We start from the raw sequence: 20,378 nt of genomic DNA on the forward strand, positions 1-20,378 counted from the left end.
GATAGCTGGGCGGCCATTGGTGTACTGGCCTGCGGCTTTGTCGGCATGCAGATAGCCGCCCACTGGCGTCTGCAGCACAAGTTTACCCAGGCCGGTAACGCGGCGGTGGACAGCTTCGACAGCGAATTGATTGCCCGCACCTACACCGACCAGCAGGGCCCTGTGGCGCAACTGATGATGGCGCTGATCAGTGAGCAGGCCAAGGTCCGTACCGCGCTGAGCCGTTCGGGCGACTACGCCAACCAGACCGAGACCATGGCCGCCGAAAGCGGCAAGCTGGCGCAGGCCTCCGAGTTGTCGCTGCAACGCCAGCGTGACGAGACCGATATGGCCGCAACGGCGATGACCCAGATGGCGGCCTCGATTGCCGAGGTGTCCACCCATATTCACGACACTGCCCGTGAGGCCGAGGACGTCAATCAACTGACCCAGGTTGGCTCCGAGGAGGCGGGCAAGACGCGCCTGGTGATAGAGAAGTTGCAGGACACGGTGAGCCAGATCAGTCAGTCGGTGGAAAACTTCGCTGATGAAACCCAGTCGATCCAGATTGCCTCGAACATGATTCGCCAGATCGCCGACCAGACCAACCTGTTGGCGCTCAACGCCGCTATTGAAGCAGCCAGGGCAGGGGAGCAGGGCCGTGGTTTCGCCGTGGTTGCCGATGAAGTCCGGGCGCTGGCCTTCAAGACCCAGGAATCGACTGAAACCATCCAGAGCATCATTCAGACGCTGCACAGTGCGGCCAACCAGGCGGTGGACATTGCCCGCCAGGGCAGCGATGAAGCCCATGCCGGGGTCGACCAGGTGATCGCCACACAAAACGCCCTTGAGGGAATTGGTGTGGCGGTGGAACACATTCATCAGATGACCGAGCAGATGGCGGCAGCCTCTGAGCAGCAGGCCCACGTCGCCGAGGACATCAGTCGGCAAATTACAACCATTGCCCAGGTGTCGGAGCAGAACGTCGACATTGCTGCCAGCTCTGCCACTCTTGGCCGGGAACTGGAACAGACGGCGCACGAGATGTATGCGCTGGTGGACCGGTTCAACCGTTAGGCCAGGACCATGACCCGAGAGGATTTTGCCAAGCTTGCGGCTAACGCTGATCGTGAGCTGACGAGCATTCCCTATGCGATTTTTGAAGCCGCTGCGGATGCCATTGTTATCACGGACGAATGGGGGCGGGTTCAGGCCATCAATGCGGCGGCTCAGAAGTTGTTCGGCTACGGCTTTGCCGAACTGACCGGCGCGAACATCTTCCAACTGATGCCCTCAGCCTGTGCCGCGCGCCATGAGCAATGCCTGGCGTCTTACCGGGCTGGTGGTGGGGGCAAGCTCCATGGACTGGTCCGCGAGTTACAGGGCAAGCGCAAGGATGGTTCGCTGTTCGATTTGCACGTCAGCGTTGGCGAGTTGCGCTTGGGTGGGCGTCAGTTGCTGATCGGGGTGTGTTACGACATCAGCGAGCAATTGCAGCTGCGTCAGCGCATCAGCCACCTGGCCAGCCATGACACCTTGACCAGCTGCATGAACCGTAGTGCGCTGCATGAGCGCCTGCCGGAGCAGATCGCCCTGGCGCGTGCCCAGGCACAGCAATTGGTGCTGGTATTCATCGACCTCGACGGGCTGAAGTTCATCAACGATAACCACGGTCATTACGTGGGGGACCAGGTGCTGGTGGCAATCGCCGGACGTTTTCGCCAGTGCCTGCGTAGCGACGATCTGCTGGCCCGGGTCGGCGGTGACGAATTTGTCGTCGTGGCCCGGCAATCTGCAAGCGAGCAGGCCGGCATGAGCCTGGCGGCACGCCTGTTCGATTGCCTGCAGGCACCGCTGTCGATCGATGGCATGACCCTGACCGTGCGCGCGAGCCTTGGTGTCAGTACCTGCGCCAACTGCATCGAGTGCGATTCGCCGGCCCCCGATCAGTTGATCATCGATGCCGATTTCGCCATGTATCAGGCGAAGAACGCGGGTGGCAATCGCATCGCCTGTTTCAACCCGATGATGCGCAGCGCCCAGCACCGCGAACAGCAACGTCTCGAACGCTTGCGCCAGGCCATTGAAGGGGAGCAACTGGAGCTGTATTACCAGCCTCAGTTCGAACTCCGGGATCCACAACGGATCACTGGCCTGGAAGCGTTGTTGCGCTGGAACGACGGGGAAAACGGGCAGGTTTCGCCAGAGGAGTTCATTCCCCTGGCCGAGCAGAGTGGCCTGATGTCGGCGCTCAACGCCTGGGTCGTGGCTCGAGCTTGTGCGGATAACCGCGCGCTGATCGCCGCCGGCCTGCTGGATGTACCCATCGCTGTGAACATGAGCGGCTACACCTTCATGCAGTGCGATTTTGTCGACAAACTCACGGCTATTCTGCGCAGCAGTGGACTGCCGGCCAACCGTCTGGAGATTGAAGTCACCGAAACCGCCGCGCTCAAAGATATCAAGCAAGCGCGGCTGAACATCGTGCAACTGCAAAGCCTTGGCGTGCGCGTGTCGATTGACGACTTCGGCACTGGCTATTCATCACCCAGCACGCTGCGTGCCTTGCCGTTCGACACCCTGAAGATCGACCAGGTGTTCATTCGCGAAGTGCTCAACAGCGCGATTGACCAGGCGATCATCAAGGGCTACCTGATGCTGGCCAACAGCCTGGGTATCCAGGTGATTGCCGAAGGCGTCGAGACGCGCGCCCAGATGGAATACCTGCGCGCACAAGGCTGTGCTGTCGGTCAGGGTTTCTGGTTTTGTCGACCCTTGCCCTTGGCCCAGCTGCGGCAGTTTGTGCTGGCGCACACAGGTGAGGACGGAAGGTCTTAGCCGAGCAATTGCCCTGGACAGCAACTGCGCGAGTGTCAGATCGACCGCTGTCCCACGCGCTGGGTCAACGCCTCTGCCGTCTCCTTGCGCTCCGAGTAGCGATCCACCAGGTATTCGCCGCGATCACGCAGTAGCACGGTGAATTTGACCAGCTCTTCCATCACGTCCACTACCCGGTCGTAGTAGGCCGAGGGTTTCATCCGGTCCTCGGCGTCGAACTCCAGCCAGGCCTTGGGTACCGAAGACTGGTTGGGGATGGTGAACATGCGCATCCAGCGGCCCAGCACGCGCAGCTGATTGACCACGTTGAACGACTGCGAGCCGCCGCACACCTGCATGACCGCCAGGGTCTTGCCCTGGGTCGGGCGTACCGCGCCAAGCGCCAGGGGCACCCAGTCGATCTGTGCCTTGAATACCGCAGACATCGCGCCATGGCGTTCCGGCGAGCACCAGACCTGGCCCTCGGACCATTGCATCAGCTCCAGCAGCTCCTGAACCTTGGGATGGCTGCTCGGGGCGTCATCGGGCAGGGGCAGGCCGCTGGGGTTGAAGATCCGCGTTTCGGCACCGAAGCGCTCCAGCAGACGCGCCGCTTCTTCCGTCAGCAGGCGGCTGAATGAACGCTCCCGGGTCGAACCGTAAAGCAGCAGGATGCGCGGTTTATGACCGTCATGCTCGGCGAAGGGCTTGATCAGTTCACTGTCGAGGTTGGGTAGCGAGTCGTTCATGGGAAGCTCCGTTCAAAGGGTGCCGATGCGATTGAGTTCACGTTGCAGGCCCTCGCTTTCGAGCTGCTCGAACGGCAGAGCGAGGAAGGCTTTGCAGCGTCGTTCGATGTGCGCCAGGGTGGCGTCGAAAGCGGCCTCGATCTGTGCTTCGCTGCCGTGGGTTTCCGACGGGTCTTCCAGGCCCCAGTGACTTTTCAGCGCCGGGCCGAAGTACACCGGGCAGGCTTCGCCCGCAGCGTTGTCGCAGACGGTAATGACGATATCCGGCGGGTTGTCCGCGAACGCATCGTTGCCTTTGCTACTCAGGCCGCTGATGGCGATACCCGCGCGTTGCAAGGTGCTGAGGCTGCGAGGCAACACCTGACCCTTGGGGAAACTGCCTGCGCTCACCGCTTCAAAGCCGGCGGGAGCGAGGTGATTGAACAGCGCTTCAGAGAGAATGCTGCGGCAGCTGTTGGCCGTGCACATGAACAGGATTCGCATAAAATCTCGCAGTCAGCAGCAGGACAGGGCGGTAGGGCGATCACCCATGGCAGCGAGGCGGGCACTGTCCTGGGCAAGCCACTCGGCGTTGGCGTCGAGGGTCAACTTGAGCACTTCATGGACCCAGGCCGGCAACTGTGGGTTGAGCCTGTAGTACACCCATTGACCCTGGCGGCGGTCGAGCAATAGCCCGCAGGCACGCAGTTGGGCCAGGTGGCGGGAGATCTTTGGTTGGCTGTCGTCGAGCGCACACATCAGCTCGCAGACGCAGAGCTCGCCCTCACGGGTGATGAGCAAGGTGGCGCGGGCCCGGGTTTCATCGGCGAGGCTTTTGAACACAAGCGCGGGAGTGAGCATCAGTTCGGTCTGGCATTAACATATGGAAATTCGAATATACGTATTTTCATATGTTTTGCCAATCATCGCAGCACAGAGCGGTGGTTGTGCTCTTCAGAACGCTAGCTTGTAACCGATCATCAGCAGCATGGCAGCCAGGCACGGGCGCAGGACGCCGTCGGAGATGCGCCCGGTCAGGTGGCTACCCAGGTAGATGCCAGGCAGCGAGCCCAGCAGCAGATAACCCAGTAGCGACCAGTCCATGTTGCCCATGCTGGCATGGCCCAGGCCTGCGACCAGGGTCAGGGGTACGGCGTGGGCGATCTCGGTGCCGACCAGGCGGCGAGTGACCAGGTAGGGGTAGAGCAGGAACAGCGCGACGGTACCCAGGGCGCCAGCGCCGATGGAGGTCAGCGAGACCATCACGCCGAGAATGACGCCGGTAACCACCGTCAACAGGTTGAGGCTGGTGCCGCTCAAGTGATAGCGGTCGCCTGCGTGTTTGCTGGCGAAGGCTTGCAGTTTGCTTTTGAACAGGATGGCCAGGGCAGTGAGTACCAGGACCACGGCCAGGCCTTGTTTGATCACGGCGTTGGCGGCCTGGGTGTCGGTGTCCAGGGTGCTGAGGAACCACAGGGTGGCTGCGGCGGCAGGGACACTGCCCAGGGTCAGCCAGCCGGTGATTTTCCAGTCGATGTTTTTGTTTTTGCTGTGGACCCAGACACCGCTGGCTTTGGTGATGGCGGCGTACAGCAGGTCGGTGCCTACAGCGGTGGCCGGGCTGATGCCGAACCAGAGCAGGATCGGGGTCATCAATGAACCGCCGCCGACGCCGGTCATGCCGACGATGAATCCTACGATGAGGCCTGCAATGGTGAAGCCGAATGAACCTACATCCATAAATTACCTAAGCGTCCAACGTGCCCGTGATCGGATGGAAGCCAGCATAAAGGTTTTTTTATAGCGAAATAGACTAGTTCGTTATTAGGTTATAACTGGACGGATTAGAGCTAAGTTCACCAGGTGGGAGCGGGCCTTGTCCCGCGATCTGCCGCAAAGCGGCAGTAAAACCAAGCCATACGGTATAACAGGGTTGGCGCACACTCAGGATTTGCGGCCGCTACGCGCCCGATCGCGGGGCAAGGCCCGCTCCCACAGGAAATACCCACCGGATTTGAACCGATCACCGATCAGTCATCACCACCATCACATGAGCATCGCCGCCATCCTCACTCTCGGACAGGTAGATGTGTCCCACGTTGCTGTTGAAGTAAGCGGTTTCCTGCGCGCCGATACTTACTGCTTCACCGGTTTCGAATTCAATGCGCACCCGGCCGCTGAGCACCAGGGCGAATTCCTGGCCGGGGTGACGGATGAATTCGTCGAACTGCTGGCGCTCACGGGCGATGATCCTTGCGTACATCGGGGTCATCAGGCGTTCGGGAAACTCCCCGGCGATCAGGTGATAGTCATAGGTCCCGGTGCTGTAACCCGGCGCGGTGGGTAGCGAGTGGACTACCACGGTGGTCGAGGCCGGCGCATCGCCCATTTCAGATGAGCGAAACAATTGCGCGATGTCGACATTCAGTGCTCGCGCCGCTGCGGCGAGTTTTTCGTAGCTCACAGAAACCTGCGCCAGTTCCATTTTCGACAAGGTCGATACCGGCACCCCGGAGCGTTCCGACAACTGTTTGAGGGTCAGTTGCTGACTCTTGCGCACGGTGCGCAAGCGCGCGCCGACTTCGCTGCGGTCGATCGGGGGCTGCGTACCAGGGCGGTCGGCGGCAGGGGAGCGGTCACTCATCAAGGATCTCGGTCAGGCATTTCGGTCAGGCATCTTACCGTGCGCGCTTGCGTAATTCTAAATTCTCATATAATAGAATTCTCATAAGTGATAATTTTCGTTCTTCATCAGGCAATGGCAAGGTTATGACGCAGATATTCGACAGCGTGATCATTGGCGCCGGTATTGCGGGTGCTTCCCTGGGATACCGGCTGGCAGGGCAGCACAGCGTGCTGTTGCTGGAGCGTGAAGCGCAGCCCGGCTACCACTCCACCGGGCGCTCGGCGGCGATGTTCATGGAAGCCTATGGCACACCGCAGATCCAGGCCTTGACCCGCGCTAGCCGGGAATTCTACGAGTCGCCGCCGGCCGGCTTCTGTGAGCATCGGTTGCTGGAGCCGCGGGGGTGTCTGTATGTCGCCAGCCTCGACCAGCAGGAACTGCTCGCCAACAGCTATGCGCAGAACCTGGCCAATGGCACCGAGGTGCACTTGCTCGATCCTCAGGCTGCACTGGCGATGGTGCCGAGCCTGAGAGGCGAGGCCATTGCCGGCGCTTTCCATGAGCCAGGCGCCATGGACCTCGATGTGCATGCCCTGCATCAGGGCTTCTTGCGCGGTTTTCGTCAGGCGGGCGGTGAGCTGCGCTGCAATGCCGAACTGCTCGAGGGGGGCTTTGCCGACGGTCTCTGGCACCTGCATCTGGCCGATGGCAGCGTGGTACAGGCTCGCCAACTGGTCAACGCCGCAGGCGCCTGGGCCGATCAGGTTGCCCGTTTGTGCGGCGTGCAAGCCGTTGGCCTGCAGCCTTGTCGGCGCAGCGCTTTCACCTTCGAAGGGCCACAGGACCATGCGTTTGCGCAGTGGCCGGCAGTGATCGGGGTCGATGAGAGTTTCTATTTCAAACCCGACGCCGGGCAATTGCTGGGTTCACCGGCCAATGCCGATCCGGTCGAGCCTCAGGATGTGATGCCCGAAGAGCTCGACGTGGCCATCGGCATCTACAACATCGAAGCCCTTACCACCCTGACCATCCGCCGCCCCAGCCACACCTGGGCCGGGCTGCGTTCATTCGTTGCCGATGGCGACCTGGTGATCGGTCGCGATCCGCACAATCCGGCGTTTTTCTGGCTGGCCGCCCAAGGCGGTTATGGCATCCAGTCGGCGGCCGGTGTCTCGCAGCTGGCCTGTGCGCTGCTGCTGGATCAAGCACTTCCCGCTTCGTTGCATCGCGAAGGTGTCGAGCCGCAACGCTTGTCACCGGCGCGCTTTCGTTAACCACCCAAAGGACATTCCCATGAGCTCGACTATCCAGCGTTTTCCCAGCCACCTGCCGTTCCCGTTTTCCAAGGCGGTCAAGTTCGGCGGCTTTGTGTTTCTTTCCGGCCAGGTGCCCATGAGCGCCAGCGGTGAAGTGGTGCGTGGCGACATTCAGACCCAGACCCAGGCCACCCTCGAGCGTATCGGCGAAACCCTGGCCGAGTGCGGCGTCGGCTTCGACCAGGTGGTCAAGGCCACGGTCTGGCTCTCGGATATGGCGCATTTCGCCGGCTTCAACGAGGTCTACAAAAGCTTCTTCGCCAATGGCTACCCGGTGCGTTCGACGGTGAGCGCCGGGCTGGCGCTGGGTGTCGATGTGGAGATCGAAGTGCAGGCCTGGATCGGCCACGACTGAAGCTACATACCTGCCTGCGCGGCACTGGGTAAAAACAACAAGGCCCGCAAAGGGCCATAGATGCCAGAGGGTTCGAGATGAAAGAGCAGCTGAAAATTGCAGGCGCCTTTATCGGCGTTATCGTGGGTGCAGGTTTCGCCTCAGGGCGGGAGTTATTGCTGTTCTTTGTCAACTTCGGCCTCTGGGGGCTGCTCGGAACCCTGGTCAGTGCCGCGCTGTTCACCTTTCTCGGCATGGCCCTGGCCGGCCTCGGTAACCGCCTGCAGGCCGCCTCGCACAAGGATGTTGTGTACGCCATCTGCGGGCGCTATCTGGGCCTGTTCGTCGACCTGTTGATCACCTTCTTCATGTTCGGCGTGACGGTGGTGATGCTGGCCGGTGGCGGCGCCTTGCTCGAACAGCAGTTCGGTATCCCGGCACTGACCGGTAGTGTGCTGGTAACGCTGCTGGTGGTGGCGGTGGTCTGTCTCGACATACAGAAAGTCATCGTGTTGATCGGTGCCGTCACGCCGTTTTTGATTCTGGCAGCCACTGCGATCGCGTTGTATGCGGTGTTCACCCGCGACCTGAGTTTCACCGCACTGGACCAGGTCGCCAGCCAGCAGGAAGCAGGGGCGAGTCACTGGTTGCTGGGGGCCTTTCTCTATGTGTCGTACAACGTGGTGGCCGGGGCGCCGATGCTGGCGATCCTCGGTGGTTCGGCACGCCTGGAGAAAACCGCGATCTGGGGAGGCATTCTCGGTGGTGCGGGGCTCGGCGGCCTGATGCTGGTGATGAGCGCCGGGTTGCTCTCACGTCTGGACACCGTGGCTGATTTGCCGATGCCGATGCTGTCGATTGCCAGTGAAATTTCCCCGGCGCTGGGGGTGATCATGTGCGTGATCATCTTCGGCATGATCGTCAACACGGCGGTGGGCATGCACTATTCGTTTCTGGCGCGGCTGTTGCCGGCGGGTACCCGCAGCTTTCGCCTGGGCGCTGTGGTCACTGGCGTGGCGGCGTTCATCTGTAGTCTGATCGGTTTTATCAGCCTGGTCGGCCAGGTCTACCCGTTGTTCGGCTACCTGGGTTTTGTGGTGATGGTGGCGGTGCTGATCGGCTGGCTGCGCATGGGCAGGACGAAGCGCGCCGTGGTGGTGTAGTAGCAGGCACCTGGCGAGGGCATTGCACCCTCGCCAGGGTAGGGGTCAGATCTTGAAGCTGTCGACCAGTTGCTTGAGGCGACCGGCCTGCTGGGCCAGGGCATCGCAATGACGCAGGGTGTCATTGAGGTTGGCCACGCCTTGCTGGTTCAACACGTTGATCTGGGTGATATCCAGGTTCAGGCTCTCGACCACGGCAGTCTGTTCCTCGGTCGCCGCGGCAACCGACTGGTTCATGCCGTCGATCTCGCCAATGCGCTGGGTGACGCTGCTCAAGCGCTCACCGGCCTGGTTGGCGACCATCACGCTTTCCTCGCTCGACACCTGGCTGGCGTTCATGTTGTGCACCGCCTCGCGTGAACCGACCTGCAGGGTGGTGATCATCTTGTGGATCTCTTCGGCCGACTCCTGGGTGCGGTGCGCCAGGTTGCGTACTTCGTCGGCGACCACGGCGAAACCGCGACCGGCTTCACCGGCACGGGCGGCTTCGATGGCAGCGTTCAGGGCCAGCAGGTTGGTCTGCTGGGAGATGCCCTTGATCACGTCGAGGATCTGCCCGATGTCGTCGGTGCTGGCGTTGAGGGTTTCGATCTGCTCGCAGGATTCGCTGATCTTTTGCGACAGCGAGGTCATTGCCGAGATGGTTTCTTCCACCACCTGGCGGCCGTCGTTGGCCTGCTCGCTGGCACCGCTGGCGTGCTGCGAGGCATCGGCGGCGTTGCGGGCGATTTCCTGGGTGGCGGCACCCAGTTCGTTGATCGCCGCCGCGACACTGTTGGTGCGCATGCTCTGCTCTTCGGAGCCGATGATCGAGGCGTTGGAGGCACTCATCACCCGTTCGGACAGGTCGTGCACCTGACGCGTGGCCGAGGACACTTCGGCAATCGAGGCGTGAATACGTTCAACGAACTGATTGAAGGCACTGGCCAGCTCACCGAACTCGTCCTTGTTCTCCACGACCAGACGGCGGGTCAGGTCGCCTTCGCCCTGGGCGATGTCCTGCATGGCGCGGCCCATGGTGGTCAGCGGGCGCATCAGTACCGGAATCAGCAGGCTGAGCAGGCCGGCAATGGCCGCCACGGCAATCAGCATGGCGATAATGGCCGAAGTGCGGAACTGGCTGAGCGGGGCGTAGGCCTTGTCTTTGTCGACGGACAGGCCGATGTACCAGTCGGCCGATGGCAGGCCGCTGACCGGTGCGAACGAGATGATTCGCTCCTGACCGGCCAGGGTGGCGTCATGAATGCCTGGAGCCACCTGCAGGTTGCTGCCCGGGTAGATGTCCTTGAGGTTTTTCATCACCCGGTCTTTGTCCGGGCTGACGATCACCTGACCATTACGGTCGACCAGGAAAGCATGACCGATGCCGCCGAAGTCCACGGCGTTGATGATGTCGACCAGCGACGCCAGGCTCAGGTCGCCACCGACCACGCCGAGCAGTTCACCACCGGTCTTGCTCTTGACCGGCATGGCAATGGTCACCACCAGGCCACCGACTGCGGCCATGTAAGGCGGGGTCAACATGGTCTGGTTAGCGGCGACAGCGGCGGTGTACCACGGGCGTTGGCGCGGGTCGTAGCCGTCAGGCATCTTCGCGTCCGGGCGCTGGGTGAACACACCGTTGGCCTGGCCGACATAGGTGAACTGGAAGTTGCTGGTGAACGAGGGCTGGTCGACCAGTCCCGGGAAATCGGCGTTGGCACCCTGGTGGGCAACGTCCTGGGCGAGGTTTTCCAGGACCAGGATGCGGCCGCTCATCCAGTTCTGCACGCTACTGGCGGTCAACGCTCCGGCCTGTTTGACCGACGACTCGATGTTCTGTCGGATGGTGTTGCGTTGCAGGTAATCGTTGTAGAGGGTGAACAAAGCAAATGCCAGAACCACGACGCCGCAGGCGCACAGCAGGATCTTGTGGCGAAATTTCAGGTTCATGTTCCGAGACCTTGTGCCAGTAAGGAGGAGTGCCGAGCGGTGCTTTTGGCGAATGCTCGTACCTATCCAGAGGGCTATCGGCCGCGCCAGGGAAATGTTGAAAGGCAGATTGCCGCAGGGGCTGTCAGGTTTTTCCCGGGTGTGATACCAGGCAATCCCTTACACCCCAAGCAAGCGCACCAGTTCCCGTGCGGCCTTCTGCAAGGGTTGATTGTGACGCCAGAAGGCATGCACCGGCAGTTGCAGTTCGTTGCGGGTGTTCTTGAAGTCCAGGCGCAACAGACGTCCGGCCTCCAGCAAGGGTGCTACCCGTGACAGCGGAAAGTCGCCCCAGCCCAGCCCGGCTTCGACCATTTCCACCGCCATGCTCAGGCTGTCGGTGCGCCAGTGGGCTTTGCCGATCAGGGCGCGGGTGTCGGTGATCGGCAGGTCGCGACTGGCGACCAGAATCTGCCGGACATTGACCAGGTCTTCGAGGTAGGCGATCTGCCGGGGTTGACGTTGCAGGGCAGGGTGCTGCGGCGAGATGGTCGCCACCAGCGACTCCATGCCGATGTTCTGGAAGCGTTGCTGCGGATCGACCGCGAGCCCGGCGAATGCCAGGCACAGGCTGACCCGGCCGCTGTGCAACAGGTGCAGGGCTTCTTCCTGAGGCGCGCTGAGGACCTCGATCTCGAGCAGCGGATAGCACTCGCTGATGGTCTTGATCGCCGCCAGCAGCGCACGGTGGTCGATGTCCGGAACGACGCTGATGGCCAGGGTGCTTTCCAGGCCCTGGGACAGTTCCAGGGCATGCACCTGCAGCTGCCCCAGTTGCGCCGCGATCATTCGCGCATGGGGCTCCAGGGCCTGGGCCAGGGCGGTGGGCCGAGTTTCCCGGTGAGTGCGTTCGAACAGGGCATAGCCCAGCTCCGCCTCGAGGTTGCCGACCGCCATGCTCACGGCGGAAGGCACCCGGCCCAGGGCGCGGGCGGCGGCAGAGAAGGAGCCGCGATCGAGCACGGCGAGGAACAGTTCGATGTTGTCGCTGGAAAAATTCAAAGGCTAATCTCCTGTCAGTCAATCTGATAGCTGCTGACTTTTTCTGTCAAGAAGATTGACGCATTCTTGCGCGCCTCTGCTGCCTGGACGGGTGGCGACTGATGATGCAACTGAGGTAATACGGTGCAAGGTGTAAAACGCAAACTGGTCTACGTGACCGCCTATGAAGCCATTGGCCTGTGCATGTCGACCCTGGGCCTGGCCTACCTGTCGGACACTGCGCCGAGCAACACCGGTCCGCTGGCGGTGATGATCACCACCATCGCCATGGCCTGGAACTTCATCTACAACACCCTGTTCGAGTACTGGGAAAGCCGTCAGGTCAAACGCGGGCGCAGCGTTGCCCGGCGTGTTGCGCATGCCATTGGTTTCCAGCTTACCCTGGTGATCTACCTGATTCCGTTGATTGCCTGGTGGCTGGACATGAGCCTGGTCGAAGCCTTCCTGGTGGACCTGGCGTTCATCATCCTGATCCCTTGCTACACCTTCCTCTACAACTGGCTGTTCGATCGCATCTTCGGCCTGCCGACCTCGGCCCAGGCTGTGGACGACAACCGCGTCGCTGCCTGAGGCGGGCTATTGCGCTGGCAGGACGATGCGCAAAGAGCCGCTCTCGGTTTCATCCGGCAGGCGCCGGGCACCGATCAGGCCCTCCTCGATCTCGCCGGACAAGTAGTAGACCCCGGCCATGACGCCGCTCTTGCGGTTGTCCATCAGCTCGCGCCATTCCTCGTTGAGCGCGACATTGAGGATCACCCGCAGCTGCTCGATCATGGCCGGTTGTTCCTGGCTGTGGGAGATGGCGCCGTAACCGGCCGCTGCCACCGAAATCAGGGTGCCGGCGACGCGCCCCACGGCGGTCGCCACCGCACTGGCGATGCCGCGTGGCGCCAGGGTCGCACCGAGTTTCTCGCTGGCCTGCTGCGCCACCGATGACAGCCCGATGTCCGCACGCTGGGTACCGGCACGCACGGCGCTGTGCATGTGTCCGACCAGGGCAGCATAGGCCGGCAGTTCGGCCAGTGGTTTGCTGTACAGCAGTTGGTAGAGCGAGGCATCGCGTGCCTTCGGTGGCCCGAGGTTGATGGCCTGGATTCGCGTCAGACGCAGGTTGAGCTGCTCGGGCGGCGCCCGGTAGCGCTGGGCAATTTGCTGCAGTTGCTGGCCGAGCAACTGCAGGTACAGTTCCATGGCGCGGTCGCGTATGCCTTCAGGGTCGATTTCCTTGGCCACCTGGTCGAGCACCCGGCGGTGATACTGCTCTTGCAGGTAAACCGCCAGGCGCTTCTCCGGCGGCTCCTTGCCTTCGCCACTGTTCATCTTGTACCAGGCCACTTTCATGGTCAGCCATTGCTGGGTCCAGTAGCCGGTGAACCAGGGGATGAAGTCGCTTTCGGTAAATTGCTGCACACGGTCCTTCCACACCCGCATGGAGCGGCGGGTGTAGTCATTGACCGAGCTGGTACTGGCCAGCGAAGCGTCGATGATTTCCCGGTCGATCTGCTCCCAGGTGGCGGGGCTCAATTGCACCGGAGGGGGCTCGGGGGCTTTTTCTCGCGAGGCGCAGCCGCCCAGGGCGAGCAGGAGGATAAGCAGGAGCAGGAGAGGAGAACGGGGGGCCACAAGCGCTACCCCCTTTGCGACGGGATGCTTGGCGGATTTAGACCTTGGTGATTTCAGTATAGGTGGGAGGGCATCGGAGTTTGATAAGACCGACCAAGTACTACTTATCCCGTGGTCAGCACGCGAGGCAACTGTGGGAGCGGGCCTTGTCCCGCGATCGGCCGCGCAGCGGCCGTAAAACCTGAGCTTGCGGCGCAAATGTCACAGCGCATTGGCTGATATTGCTGCCGCTTTGCGGCAGATCGCGGGGCAAGCCCGCTCCTACAGATCCAGCTTGGCCTCGATATGGTCCAGATGCTGGTGCATCAACGCCAGGGCTGCTTCACCGTCACCTTGCTCCAGCGCATCGATGATCGCCGCATGCTCTTGCCAGGCGCAGTGACTACAGGGCCGGGCCTCGTACTGGGCGATGATCAGCGAGGTTTGTGGCACCAGACCATTGAGGAAACGCGTCAACGGCGCGTTGTTGGCAATCTCCGCCAGCTTGAGGTGGAACTCGCCTCCGAGGCGAATTGCCGTGCAGCGCTGACCCTGTTCATGGTGCTGGCGTTCGCGGGCGACCAGTTCGCGCAACTGGCGGATCTTCGCCGGTCGCGAGCGTTGTGCGGCCAGGGTAATCAAGGTGGTTTCGGCCAGGCGCCGGGCGCTGAGGATCTGCCGCGCCTGTTGCGGGTCCGGGGCTGCCAAACGTGCGGTATGGCTCGGGCGCTGGACAATCACCTGCTGGTCGCACAGGCGGCCGAGCACCCGCCGAATCACCGTGCGACTGACCCCGAACGCTTCGCCCAGCGCCTGCTCGGGCAAGGCACTGCCCGGCGCCAGGCGCTGTTCGAGGATGGCGTCGAACAGGCGCGGGTAGATCTGCTCGGCGGACAGGCGCACTTCGCCGTGGACAAGCAAGGGCGGCAGGGTGGTCACAGGGGCTTGGGCGCTGGCGTTCATCACTGCTCTCCTGAATTCAAGTGGCCGGATGTTCGTCCGGGATGTTCAGTTCGATACCCATGCGCCGGCCTTCCTGAAGGATGTGGTGGCGCATCTGCGTGCTGGCCTGGGCGCTGTTCTTGTTGCGGATGGCGCGCACCACCGCTTCGTTCTCTTGCAGACGCGCCGCCAGATGCTCGGGAGAATTGCGCAACACCGCAGCGCTCTGCTTGAGGGCGTTGCTGGTCTGTTGCACCACGCTCTGGAAAATCGGGTTGGCGGTCAGCGTGAACAACTCTTCGTGGAAGGCGATGTAGGCGTTGACCCCGGCTTCGCTGTCCTCGGCCTCCAGGGCTTCGCGCATGTCCATCAGGGTCAGGCGCAACTGGCCGATCTCTTTGCTGCTGATCGACTGCGCAACCAGGCCGACGATGAACGGCTCCAGGGTGTAGCGCAGTTGCAACACGTCTTCCAGGCTGGCTTCAGCCACCCCGGTCTGCGGCTGGGCGGTTTCGGCCAGGTCGGCATCGAGCACCAGTACCCCTTTGCCCGGCATCGAACGCACCAGGCCGAGGGTTTCCAGTACGGTCACCGCTTCACGCAGGCTTGGGCGGCTGATGCCCAGTTGCTCAGCCAGCTCGCGCTGGCCCGGGAGCATGTCACCGGAACGCCACTGGCCGCGGGCCAGGGCCTGGCGGAGTTTTTCCACCACTGAGTTCACTACGGTCGATGAAGTAATCACTGTTCACTCCATGAGAACACTTGCATGGTTTGCTCCTGGGGCCGGCACCGTCAGTGCCGGCCCTTGCACTCAGAACTCTTGTTGATGGGCATTGGGCGTCTTGCGCTGGGCAAAGCCAAAGCCCTGTTTGCCGGCCAGCACATTATTGGCCCGCTCCATGTCGATATCACCTTCCCAGCGGCCGATGGCGACGGTGGCCACGCAGTTGCCGATCAGGTTGGTCAGCGCCCGGCCGATGCCCATGAACCAGTCCACGGCCAGCACCAGCACCAGGCCCACCACCGGGATCGCCGGAATCGCCGTCAGGGTTGCGGCAAGAATCACCAGTGCCGAACCGGGAATACCGTGGGCGCCCTTGGAGGTGATCAGCGACACCAGCAGGATGGTCAGCAGGTCGGTCATGGCCAGCGGCGTGCCGGTGGCGTTGGCGATGAACACGATGGCCAGGGTCAGGTAGATCGAAAAGCCATCGAGGTTAAAGGAATAACCGGTCGGGATCACCAGGCCGACGGTGGAGTTGCCGATACCCAGGTGCTCGAGTTTGCGCATGATCTGCGGCAGTACCGCGTCGGAGGATGCGGTGCCGAGGACGATGGTCAGTTCTTCGCGCAGGTACTTGATGAACGGCAGGATACGCAGGCCCGACAGGCGCATCACGGTACCCAGGATCAGCAGGACGAAGCCGGTGCAGGTCAGGTAGAACAAGGCGACCAGGCCACCCAGGTGCTGCAGCGATTCCAGGCCATATTTGCTAGTGGTGAAGGCGATGGCACCGAACACGCCGATCGGCGCCAGGCGCACGATCATACCCATGATGCGGAAGATCACATGGCTCAGTTCATTGATCAGCCGCGAGATACCCGAGGCTGCTTCACCGACCAGGTTCAGGGCGCTGCCGAACAGCACCGAAAACAGCAGGACCTGAAGGATGTTGTTGTCAGCGAAAGCACCGATCACCGAGGTCGGAATCAGGTCCATGAGAAACGCGGCGGTGCCGTGGATATGCTGGCCGCGCTCGGCCAGGTTGCCGGCTTCGGCGGTAGACAGTTGGTCGAGGTGAATGTTGGCGCCGCTGCCGATCCCGGAGGTAAAGGCAAACACCAGGCCGATGACCAGGGCGATGGTGGTCAGGATCTCGAAGTAGATCACCGATTTCAGGCCGATCCGTCCGACTTTCTTCAGGTCACCGGCACCGGAAATACCACTGACCACAACACAGAACACGATCAGCCCGATGAGCATTTTGATCAGCTTGATAAAGCCGTCACCCAGGGGTTTGAGCTGCAGGGAAACTTCGGGAAAACTGAGGCCACAGGCGACGCCAAGCACCAGGCCGAGCACTACTTGGAGGAAGATCGAACGCGAGCACCATTTGAGCATGGGAGGGATCTCTGATCGGTGTCCTTGCTTCGATGCCGGGGAGGGCGAAAGAGCGGAGGACTTAATTATTGTGGTCTTACCGGTATGTCCAGTGCGTGGCCAGTGTAGGCGCGGATTTTCCGGGTTTGCAAGAGATTTTCCGATCGGAGGGGCTGGTTTGATTTTACCGGTCTTACCAGTTGGGTTTCAAAAGGGAAATAGGAGGAGGTATTCACTTTGCCGATTGCGGCTGAACACCGGTTGTTGACTTGACTATGTCGACAACTATTTTCTTTTGAAAATCAAGTATTTAATAAAAGCCATTGGCATTTGGTATCAGCGAAATTAATCACCTGTAATAAAAAAATGTGATGTAATTCGTAGGGTTATTTGAACGATCAGTCAAACCGTATCGCGCTTGCATCAGAAACTCGCCGCCCGATCACCAAAACGCAGTAAAGGGAGTTTCAACGTGCGTCTCAACCTGCCGGTCACCTCAATCGAACAGACGTTCGGAGATGACCAACGGCTCATTTCTGCCACCGACACCGCCAGCAACATCACCTATTGCAACGCTGAATTTGCCGCCATGAGTGGCTTCAGCCAGGCCGAATTGATCGGTAGCCCGCACAACCTGGTCCGTCATCCCGACATGCCCGCCGTGGTTTTCCAGCAGATGTGGCAGTACCTCAAGGCCGGTCAGAGCTGGATGGGGATCGTCAAGAACCGCTGCAAGAACGGCAACTTCTACTGGGTCAGTGCTTATGTCACGCCGATTCTCGAAGGCGGTCGGCTGGTGGGCTACGAGTCGGTGCGGGTCAAGCCAACCCGCGAGCAGGTACACCGCGCCGAAGCGCTGTACGCACGATTGCGCGAAGGCAAGCCGGCGGTTGCTAGCCGCCGACATCTGGCGCAGTTCGCGCAGGTGCTGTGCCTGCCGCTGCTGGTGGGCGCAGCCGCTATCGGTGCCCTGCTTGTGTTGCCTGGCTGGCCAGGCCTTGGCATTACCTTCGGGTTGTTTGGCCTGGTCGGTCTGTGGGCGCATCGGCGCCTTGCCCAACAGCTGAGGCAGATTGTCCAGTGCTCGGGAACGACCTTTGCCGACCCTGTTGTCGCGCTGACCTATAGCGATGCCCTGGGCCCGGCAGCGCAATTGCAGATGATTTTGATCAGCGAAGAGGCGCGATTGAAAACGGCGTTGACGCGACTGAGCGACCTGGCTGTGCAACTGAGCGAAGCGGCCCGGGACTCCAGCTGCCTGTCGCGCACGACCGAATCGGCACTGCTCGAGCAGCGCGCCGAATCCGACCTGACCGCCACGGCGATGACCGAGATGACCGCTTCGATCGCCGAGGTGGCGCGTCATGTACAGGACACGGCCGGTGAGGCGCACACGGTCAATCAACTGGCGGGGCAGGGCAGTGAGGTGGCGGGCAGCATGCGTGAAGCCATCCAGTTGCTGGCCAGCACCGTCAGCCAGATCAATCAGGCCGTGACCCACCTGGCCGGGCAGACCCAGGACATCTCGGTGGCTGCCGAGGTGATCCGCAGCATTGCTGAGCAGACCAATCTGTTGGCCCTGAATGCCGCTATCGAGGCGGCGCGCGCCGGTGAACAGGGCCGCGGCTTTGCCGTGGTTGCCGACGAGGTACGGGCATTGGCCGGCAAGACCCGGCAATCGACGCTGCAGATCCAGGGCATCATCGACAACTTGCGTGCTGGCGCTGATGAGGCGGTGAGCATCGCCAGTCTGGGCATAGTCGAGGCAGAACATGGCGTGGCTCGCGTGCTTGAAGCGCAGCAGGCGCTGCTGGGCATCCGTGTGGCGGTGGAACGCATCAGCGACATGAGCCAGCAGATGGCGACGGCGTCGCAACAGCAGTCGTCGGTGGCCGAAGAGGTCTGTGCGCAGATCAACAGCGTGGCCGGTAGCGTTCAACGCACCGCGCACAACGCCAATGCCGCCGCCACCCGTGGCGCGGAGCTGGAACACATTGCGTTGGGCCTGCGCGCCCTGGTCGAGCGCTTCAACCGCTGAACCCCCAGGGTACGAGATTTTCATGGACGACAATTACCGCACGGCCGTTGATGCCGCCGCGATTTTTTCCGAAACCGACTTGAGTGGCCGGATCACCTACGTCAACGAACAGTTCTGCAGCATCTCCGGCTACAGCCGTGAGGAGTTGTTGGGCGCCAATCACCGCATCCTCAATTCCGGCCTGCATGAGCCGGCGTTTTTCGATGGAATGTGGCGCGCGCTGGTGGCCGGAAAAGCCTGGAAGGGTGAGATCTGCAACCGTGCCAAGGACGGTTCGCTGTATTGGGTCGACAGCACCATGGTGCCGTTGATCGACCCGGCCAGTGGCCGGGTGCGCAAGTATGTATCGATCCGCTTCGACGTGACCGAGAAACGCCAGTTGCTGCATACCCTGCAGTGGCGGGTGGGGCATGACGTGCTCACCGGGTTGCCCAATCGTGCCTACCTGTCTGACCTGCTCAATCAGGCGCTGGAGTTCTCGCGGCGCGAAGACATCGCCCTGGCGGTGTGCATGCTCGACCTCGACGGTTTCAAGGCCGTCAATGACGGCTACGGTCATGCCAGTGGCGATCTGTTGCTGGTGGAGGTGGCCACGCGCCTGAAGAGCATCCTGCGTGGCGGCGATGCCGTGGCACGGCTCTCGGGTGATGAGTTCGTGCTGATCTTGCGCCATGTGCAGGACCCTGCGCAGTTGCACCTGGCGCTGGGCCGGGTGCTCAAGGCGATTGCTGCGCCGTACTCGATCCGCGAGCGCGAGGTCAGTGTCAGCGCCAGCATCGGCGTGACCCTGTTTCCCCTCGACAACGAAGATGCCGACACCCTGGTGCGCCATGCCGATCAGGCGCTGTACGTGGCCAAGCAGAGTGGGCGCAACCGCTATCACCTGTTCGACGTGTCGCTGGACCGCGAGGTCAAGGCCACCCACCAGACCGTGGCCCGGGTGCGTCAGGCCCTGAACAACGGTGAGCTGTGTCTGCATTACCAGCCCAAGGTCAACATGCGCAGTGGTCAGGTGCTCGGTTTCGAGGCCTTGCTACGTTGGCAGCACCCGCACAAGGGCCTGGTGGTGCCGGCTGATTTCCTGCCGCTGGTGGAGAAGACCGACCTGATTGTCGAGATCGGCGAGTGGGTGATCGCGCAAGCCATGGCGCAGATGCAGCGCTGGCAACAGGCCGGACATGTCTGGCCTGTGAGCGTCAACATTGCTGCGCGGCACGTCCAGCGCAGTGACTTTGTCGAACGGCTCAAGTGCCTGCTCGCGTCTCATCCGGCGGTAGCGCCGCAGATGCTCGACCTGGAAATCGTCGAGTCGGTGGCCATCGAGAACATCCAGCGGGTCAGCCAGTGCCTGGACGCCTGCCAGCAGCTGGGCGTGCAGTTTTCGCTGGATGATTTCGGTACCGGCTACTCGTCTTTGAGTTACCTGAAGCGCTTGCCGACCCGCACCATCAAGATCGACAAGTCCTTCGTCCGCGACATCCTCCATGACCATGACGACCTGGCGCTGACCCGGGCGGTGATCGGCCTGGCCAGGGCTTTTGGCCGCCAGGTGATTGCCGAGGGTCTGGAGACCGTCGAGCACGGCCAGTTGCTGATGGGCCTGGGCTGCGATGTCGCTCAGGGCTATGGCATTGCCCGGCCGATGCCGGCCGAGGCAGTCGTCGACTGGGTCGCCAATTACGCACAACCGCCGCAATGGCGGGCACTGGCGGGGCATTAAGGGCGTTCTTTACGCATTCTTTATGTCCCCGCCGGGGTC

At 61.8% G+C, this 20,378-nt stretch carries 17 protein-coding genes and 4 pseudogenes; 9 read left to right on the top strand and 12 right to left on the bottom strand.

Features of this window, described 5'->3' with window-relative positions; genetic code table 11:
* Nucleotides 1–108: 108 nt before the first annotated feature.
* Nucleotides 109–1,056, top strand: a pseudogene (locus tag ACO6VD_RS02595) (methyl-accepting chemotaxis protein); the annotation flags it as partial.
* 9 nt (nucleotides 1,057–1,065) lie between these two features.
* Complete coding sequence (locus ACO6VD_RS02600) at nucleotides 1,066–2,817, top strand: putative bifunctional diguanylate cyclase/phosphodiesterase (protein ID WP_422416838.1); 1,752 nt, start codon at nucleotides 1,066–1,068, stop codon at nucleotides 2,815–2,817.
* 35 nt (nucleotides 2,818–2,852) lie between these two features.
* Here ACO6VD_RS02600 and arsH read toward each other — a convergent pair whose 3' ends face one another.
* The 5 genes from arsH to ACO6VD_RS02625 all read right to left on the bottom strand — a co-directional run bounded on the left by arsH (nucleotide 2,853) and on the right by ACO6VD_RS02625 (nucleotide 6,168).
* Nucleotides 2,853–3,545, bottom strand: coding sequence for an arsenical resistance protein ArsH (gene arsH / locus ACO6VD_RS02605; protein ID WP_422416840.1), 693 nt, complete (start codon nucleotides 3,543–3,545; stop codon nucleotides 2,853–2,855).
* 12 nt (nucleotides 3,546–3,557) lie between these two features.
* Entirely contained in the window at nucleotides 3,558–4,028 is a 471-nt protein-coding gene (locus ACO6VD_RS02610) for an arsenate reductase ArsC (RefSeq protein ID WP_422416842.1), read from the bottom strand.
* 12 nt (nucleotides 4,029–4,040) lie between these two features.
* A complete protein-coding gene (locus ACO6VD_RS02615; RefSeq protein WP_422416844.1) occupies nucleotides 4,041–4,385 on the bottom strand; it encodes a metalloregulator ArsR/SmtB family transcription factor in 345 nt (114 codons plus the stop codon).
* Nucleotides 4,386–4,478: 93 nt separating this feature from the next.
* Complete coding sequence (locus ACO6VD_RS02620; protein ID WP_400172955.1) at nucleotides 4,479–5,264, bottom strand: sulfite exporter TauE/SafE family protein; 786 nt, start codon at nucleotides 5,262–5,264, stop codon at nucleotides 4,479–4,481.
* A 283-nt stretch (nucleotides 5,265–5,547) separates the two neighbouring features.
* Complete coding sequence (locus tag ACO6VD_RS02625) at nucleotides 5,548–6,168, bottom strand: helix-turn-helix domain-containing protein (protein ID WP_422416847.1); 621 nt, start codon at nucleotides 6,166–6,168, stop codon at nucleotides 5,548–5,550.
* A 125-nt stretch (nucleotides 6,169–6,293) separates the two neighbouring features.
* Here ACO6VD_RS02625 and ACO6VD_RS02630 point away from each other — a divergent pair, with 125 nt between their 5' ends.
* From ACO6VD_RS02630 to ACO6VD_RS02640, 3 genes are all read left to right on the top strand, one after another.
* On the top strand, nucleotides 6,294–7,424 hold the full coding sequence (locus tag ACO6VD_RS02630) for an NAD(P)/FAD-dependent oxidoreductase (RefSeq protein ID WP_422416849.1): 1,131 nt from the start codon (nucleotides 6,294–6,296) through the stop codon (nucleotides 7,422–7,424).
* A gap of 19 nt (nucleotides 7,425–7,443) precedes the next feature.
* Nucleotides 7,444–7,821, top strand: a complete 378-nt coding sequence (locus ACO6VD_RS02635) for a RidA family protein (RefSeq protein ID WP_422416851.1) — start codon at nucleotides 7,444–7,446, stop codon at nucleotides 7,819–7,821.
* Between the two features lie 77 nt (nucleotides 7,822–7,898).
* Entirely contained in the window at nucleotides 7,899–8,963 is a 1,065-nt protein-coding gene (locus ACO6VD_RS02640) for a hypothetical protein (protein ID WP_422416853.1), read from the top strand.
* 45 nt (nucleotides 8,964–9,008) lie between these two features.
* On the opposite strand, the gene ACO6VD_RS02645 is transcribed toward ACO6VD_RS02640, so the two are convergent.
* The 3 genes and pseudogenes from ACO6VD_RS02645 to ACO6VD_RS02655 all read right to left on the bottom strand — a co-directional run bounded on the left by ACO6VD_RS02645 (nucleotide 9,009) and on the right by ACO6VD_RS02655 (nucleotide 11,936).
* Nucleotides 9,009–9,794 (bottom strand): methyl-accepting chemotaxis protein, encoded by a 786-nt coding sequence (locus ACO6VD_RS02645; RefSeq protein WP_400172974.1) that lies wholly within the window; start codon nucleotides 9,792–9,794, stop codon nucleotides 9,009–9,011.
* 69 nt (nucleotides 9,795–9,863) lie between these two features.
* Nucleotides 9,864–10,895 (bottom strand): annotated as a pseudogene (locus ACO6VD_RS02650) (cache domain-containing protein); the annotation flags it as partial.
* 159 nt (nucleotides 10,896–11,054) lie between these two features.
* Nucleotides 11,055–11,936 carry a LysR family transcriptional regulator gene (locus tag ACO6VD_RS02655; protein ID WP_422416855.1) on the bottom strand — a complete coding sequence of 294 codons (882 nt, stop codon included), beginning with the start codon at nucleotides 11,934–11,936 and terminating at the stop codon, nucleotides 11,055–11,057.
* A 123-nt stretch (nucleotides 11,937–12,059) separates the two neighbouring features.
* On the opposite strand from ACO6VD_RS02655, the gene ACO6VD_RS02660 reads away from it, so the two are divergent.
* Entirely contained in the window at nucleotides 12,060–12,506 is a 447-nt protein-coding gene (locus tag ACO6VD_RS02660; protein WP_400172963.1) for a PACE efflux transporter, read from the top strand.
* A gap of 6 nt (nucleotides 12,507–12,512) precedes the next feature.
* On the opposite strand, the gene ACO6VD_RS02665 is transcribed toward ACO6VD_RS02660, so the two are convergent.
* The 4 genes from ACO6VD_RS02665 to ACO6VD_RS02680 form a co-directional block, all read right to left on the bottom strand.
* Nucleotides 12,513–13,559 (bottom strand): hypothetical protein, encoded by a 1,047-nt coding sequence (locus ACO6VD_RS02665; protein ID WP_422416857.1) that lies wholly within the window; start codon nucleotides 13,557–13,559, stop codon nucleotides 12,513–12,515.
* Between the two features lie 261 nt (nucleotides 13,560–13,820).
* Nucleotides 13,821–14,501 (bottom strand): GntR family transcriptional regulator, encoded by a 681-nt coding sequence (locus ACO6VD_RS02670; protein WP_422416859.1) that lies wholly within the window; start codon nucleotides 14,499–14,501, stop codon nucleotides 13,821–13,823.
* A gap of 16 nt (nucleotides 14,502–14,517) precedes the next feature.
* On the bottom strand, nucleotides 14,518–15,222 hold the full coding sequence (locus ACO6VD_RS02675; RefSeq protein WP_422416861.1) for a FadR/GntR family transcriptional regulator: 705 nt from the start codon (nucleotides 15,220–15,222) through the stop codon (nucleotides 14,518–14,520).
* 69 nt (nucleotides 15,223–15,291) lie between these two features.
* Nucleotides 15,292–16,602, bottom strand: a complete 1,311-nt coding sequence (locus ACO6VD_RS02680; RefSeq protein ID WP_400172967.1) for a C4-dicarboxylate transporter DctA — start codon at nucleotides 16,600–16,602, stop codon at nucleotides 15,292–15,294.
* Nucleotides 16,603–17,170: 568 nt separating this feature from the next.
* Here ACO6VD_RS02680 and ACO6VD_RS02685 point away from each other — a divergent pair.
* The 3 genes and pseudogenes from ACO6VD_RS02685 to ACO6VD_RS02695 form a co-directional block, all read left to right on the top strand.
* A pseudogene (locus ACO6VD_RS02685) lies at nucleotides 17,171–17,332 on the top strand (PAS domain-containing protein); the annotation flags it as partial.
* Nucleotides 17,333–18,133: 801 nt separating this feature from the next.
* Nucleotides 18,134–18,619 (top strand): annotated as a pseudogene (locus ACO6VD_RS02690) (methyl-accepting chemotaxis protein); the annotation flags it as partial.
* A 22-nt stretch (nucleotides 18,620–18,641) separates the two neighbouring features.
* Complete coding sequence (locus ACO6VD_RS02695) at nucleotides 18,642–20,339, top strand: putative bifunctional diguanylate cyclase/phosphodiesterase (RefSeq protein WP_422416863.1); 1,698 nt, start codon at nucleotides 18,642–18,644, stop codon at nucleotides 20,337–20,339.
* Nucleotides 20,340–20,378: the final 39 nt, after the last annotated feature.

Source organism: Pseudomonas sp. GZD-222 (genome assembly GCF_049310525.1).
GTDB lineage: Bacteria > Pseudomonadota > Gammaproteobacteria > Pseudomonadales > Pseudomonadaceae > Aquipseudomonas.

Bases quoted from the DNA above. Each gene is read 5' to 3' on its own strand.
- ACO6VD_RS02600 (WP_422416838.1), top strand. From the start codon at position 1,066: ATGACCCGAGAGGATTTTGCCAAGCTTGCGGCTAACGCTGATCGTGAG.
- arsH (WP_422416840.1), bottom strand. From the start codon at position 3,545: ATGAACGACTCGCTACCCAACCTCGACAGTGAACTGATCAAGCCCTTC.
- ACO6VD_RS02610 (WP_422416842.1), bottom strand. From the start codon at position 4,028: ATGCGAATCCTGTTCATGTGCACGGCCAACAGCTGCCGCAGCATTCTC.
- ACO6VD_RS02615 (WP_422416844.1), bottom strand. From the start codon at position 4,385: ATGCTCACTCCCGCGCTTGTGTTCAAAAGCCTCGCCGATGAAACCCGG.
- ACO6VD_RS02620 (WP_400172955.1), bottom strand. From the start codon at position 5,264: ATGGATGTAGGTTCATTCGGCTTCACCATTGCAGGCCTCATCGTAGGA.
- ACO6VD_RS02625 (WP_422416847.1), bottom strand. From the start codon at position 6,168: ATGAGTGACCGCTCCCCTGCCGCCGACCGCCCTGGTACGCAGCCCCCG.
- ACO6VD_RS02630 (WP_422416849.1), top strand. From the start codon at position 6,294: ATGACGCAGATATTCGACAGCGTGATCATTGGCGCCGGTATTGCGGGT.
- ACO6VD_RS02635 (WP_422416851.1), top strand. From the start codon at position 7,444: ATGAGCTCGACTATCCAGCGTTTTCCCAGCCACCTGCCGTTCCCGTTT.
- ACO6VD_RS02640 (WP_422416853.1), top strand. From the start codon at position 7,899: ATGAAAGAGCAGCTGAAAATTGCAGGCGCCTTTATCGGCGTTATCGTG.
- ACO6VD_RS02645 (WP_400172974.1), bottom strand. From the start codon at position 9,794: ATGAGTGCCTCCAACGCCTCGATCATCGGCTCCGAAGAGCAGAGCATG.
- ACO6VD_RS02670 (WP_422416859.1), bottom strand. From the start codon at position 14,501: ATGAACGCCAGCGCCCAAGCCCCTGTGACCACCCTGCCGCCCTTGCTT.
- ACO6VD_RS02680 (WP_400172967.1), bottom strand. From the start codon at position 16,602: ATGCTCAAATGGTGCTCGCGTTCGATCTTCCTCCAAGTAGTGCTCGGC.
- ACO6VD_RS02695 (WP_422416863.1), top strand. From the start codon at position 18,642: ATGGACGACAATTACCGCACGGCCGTTGATGCCGCCGCGATTTTTTCC.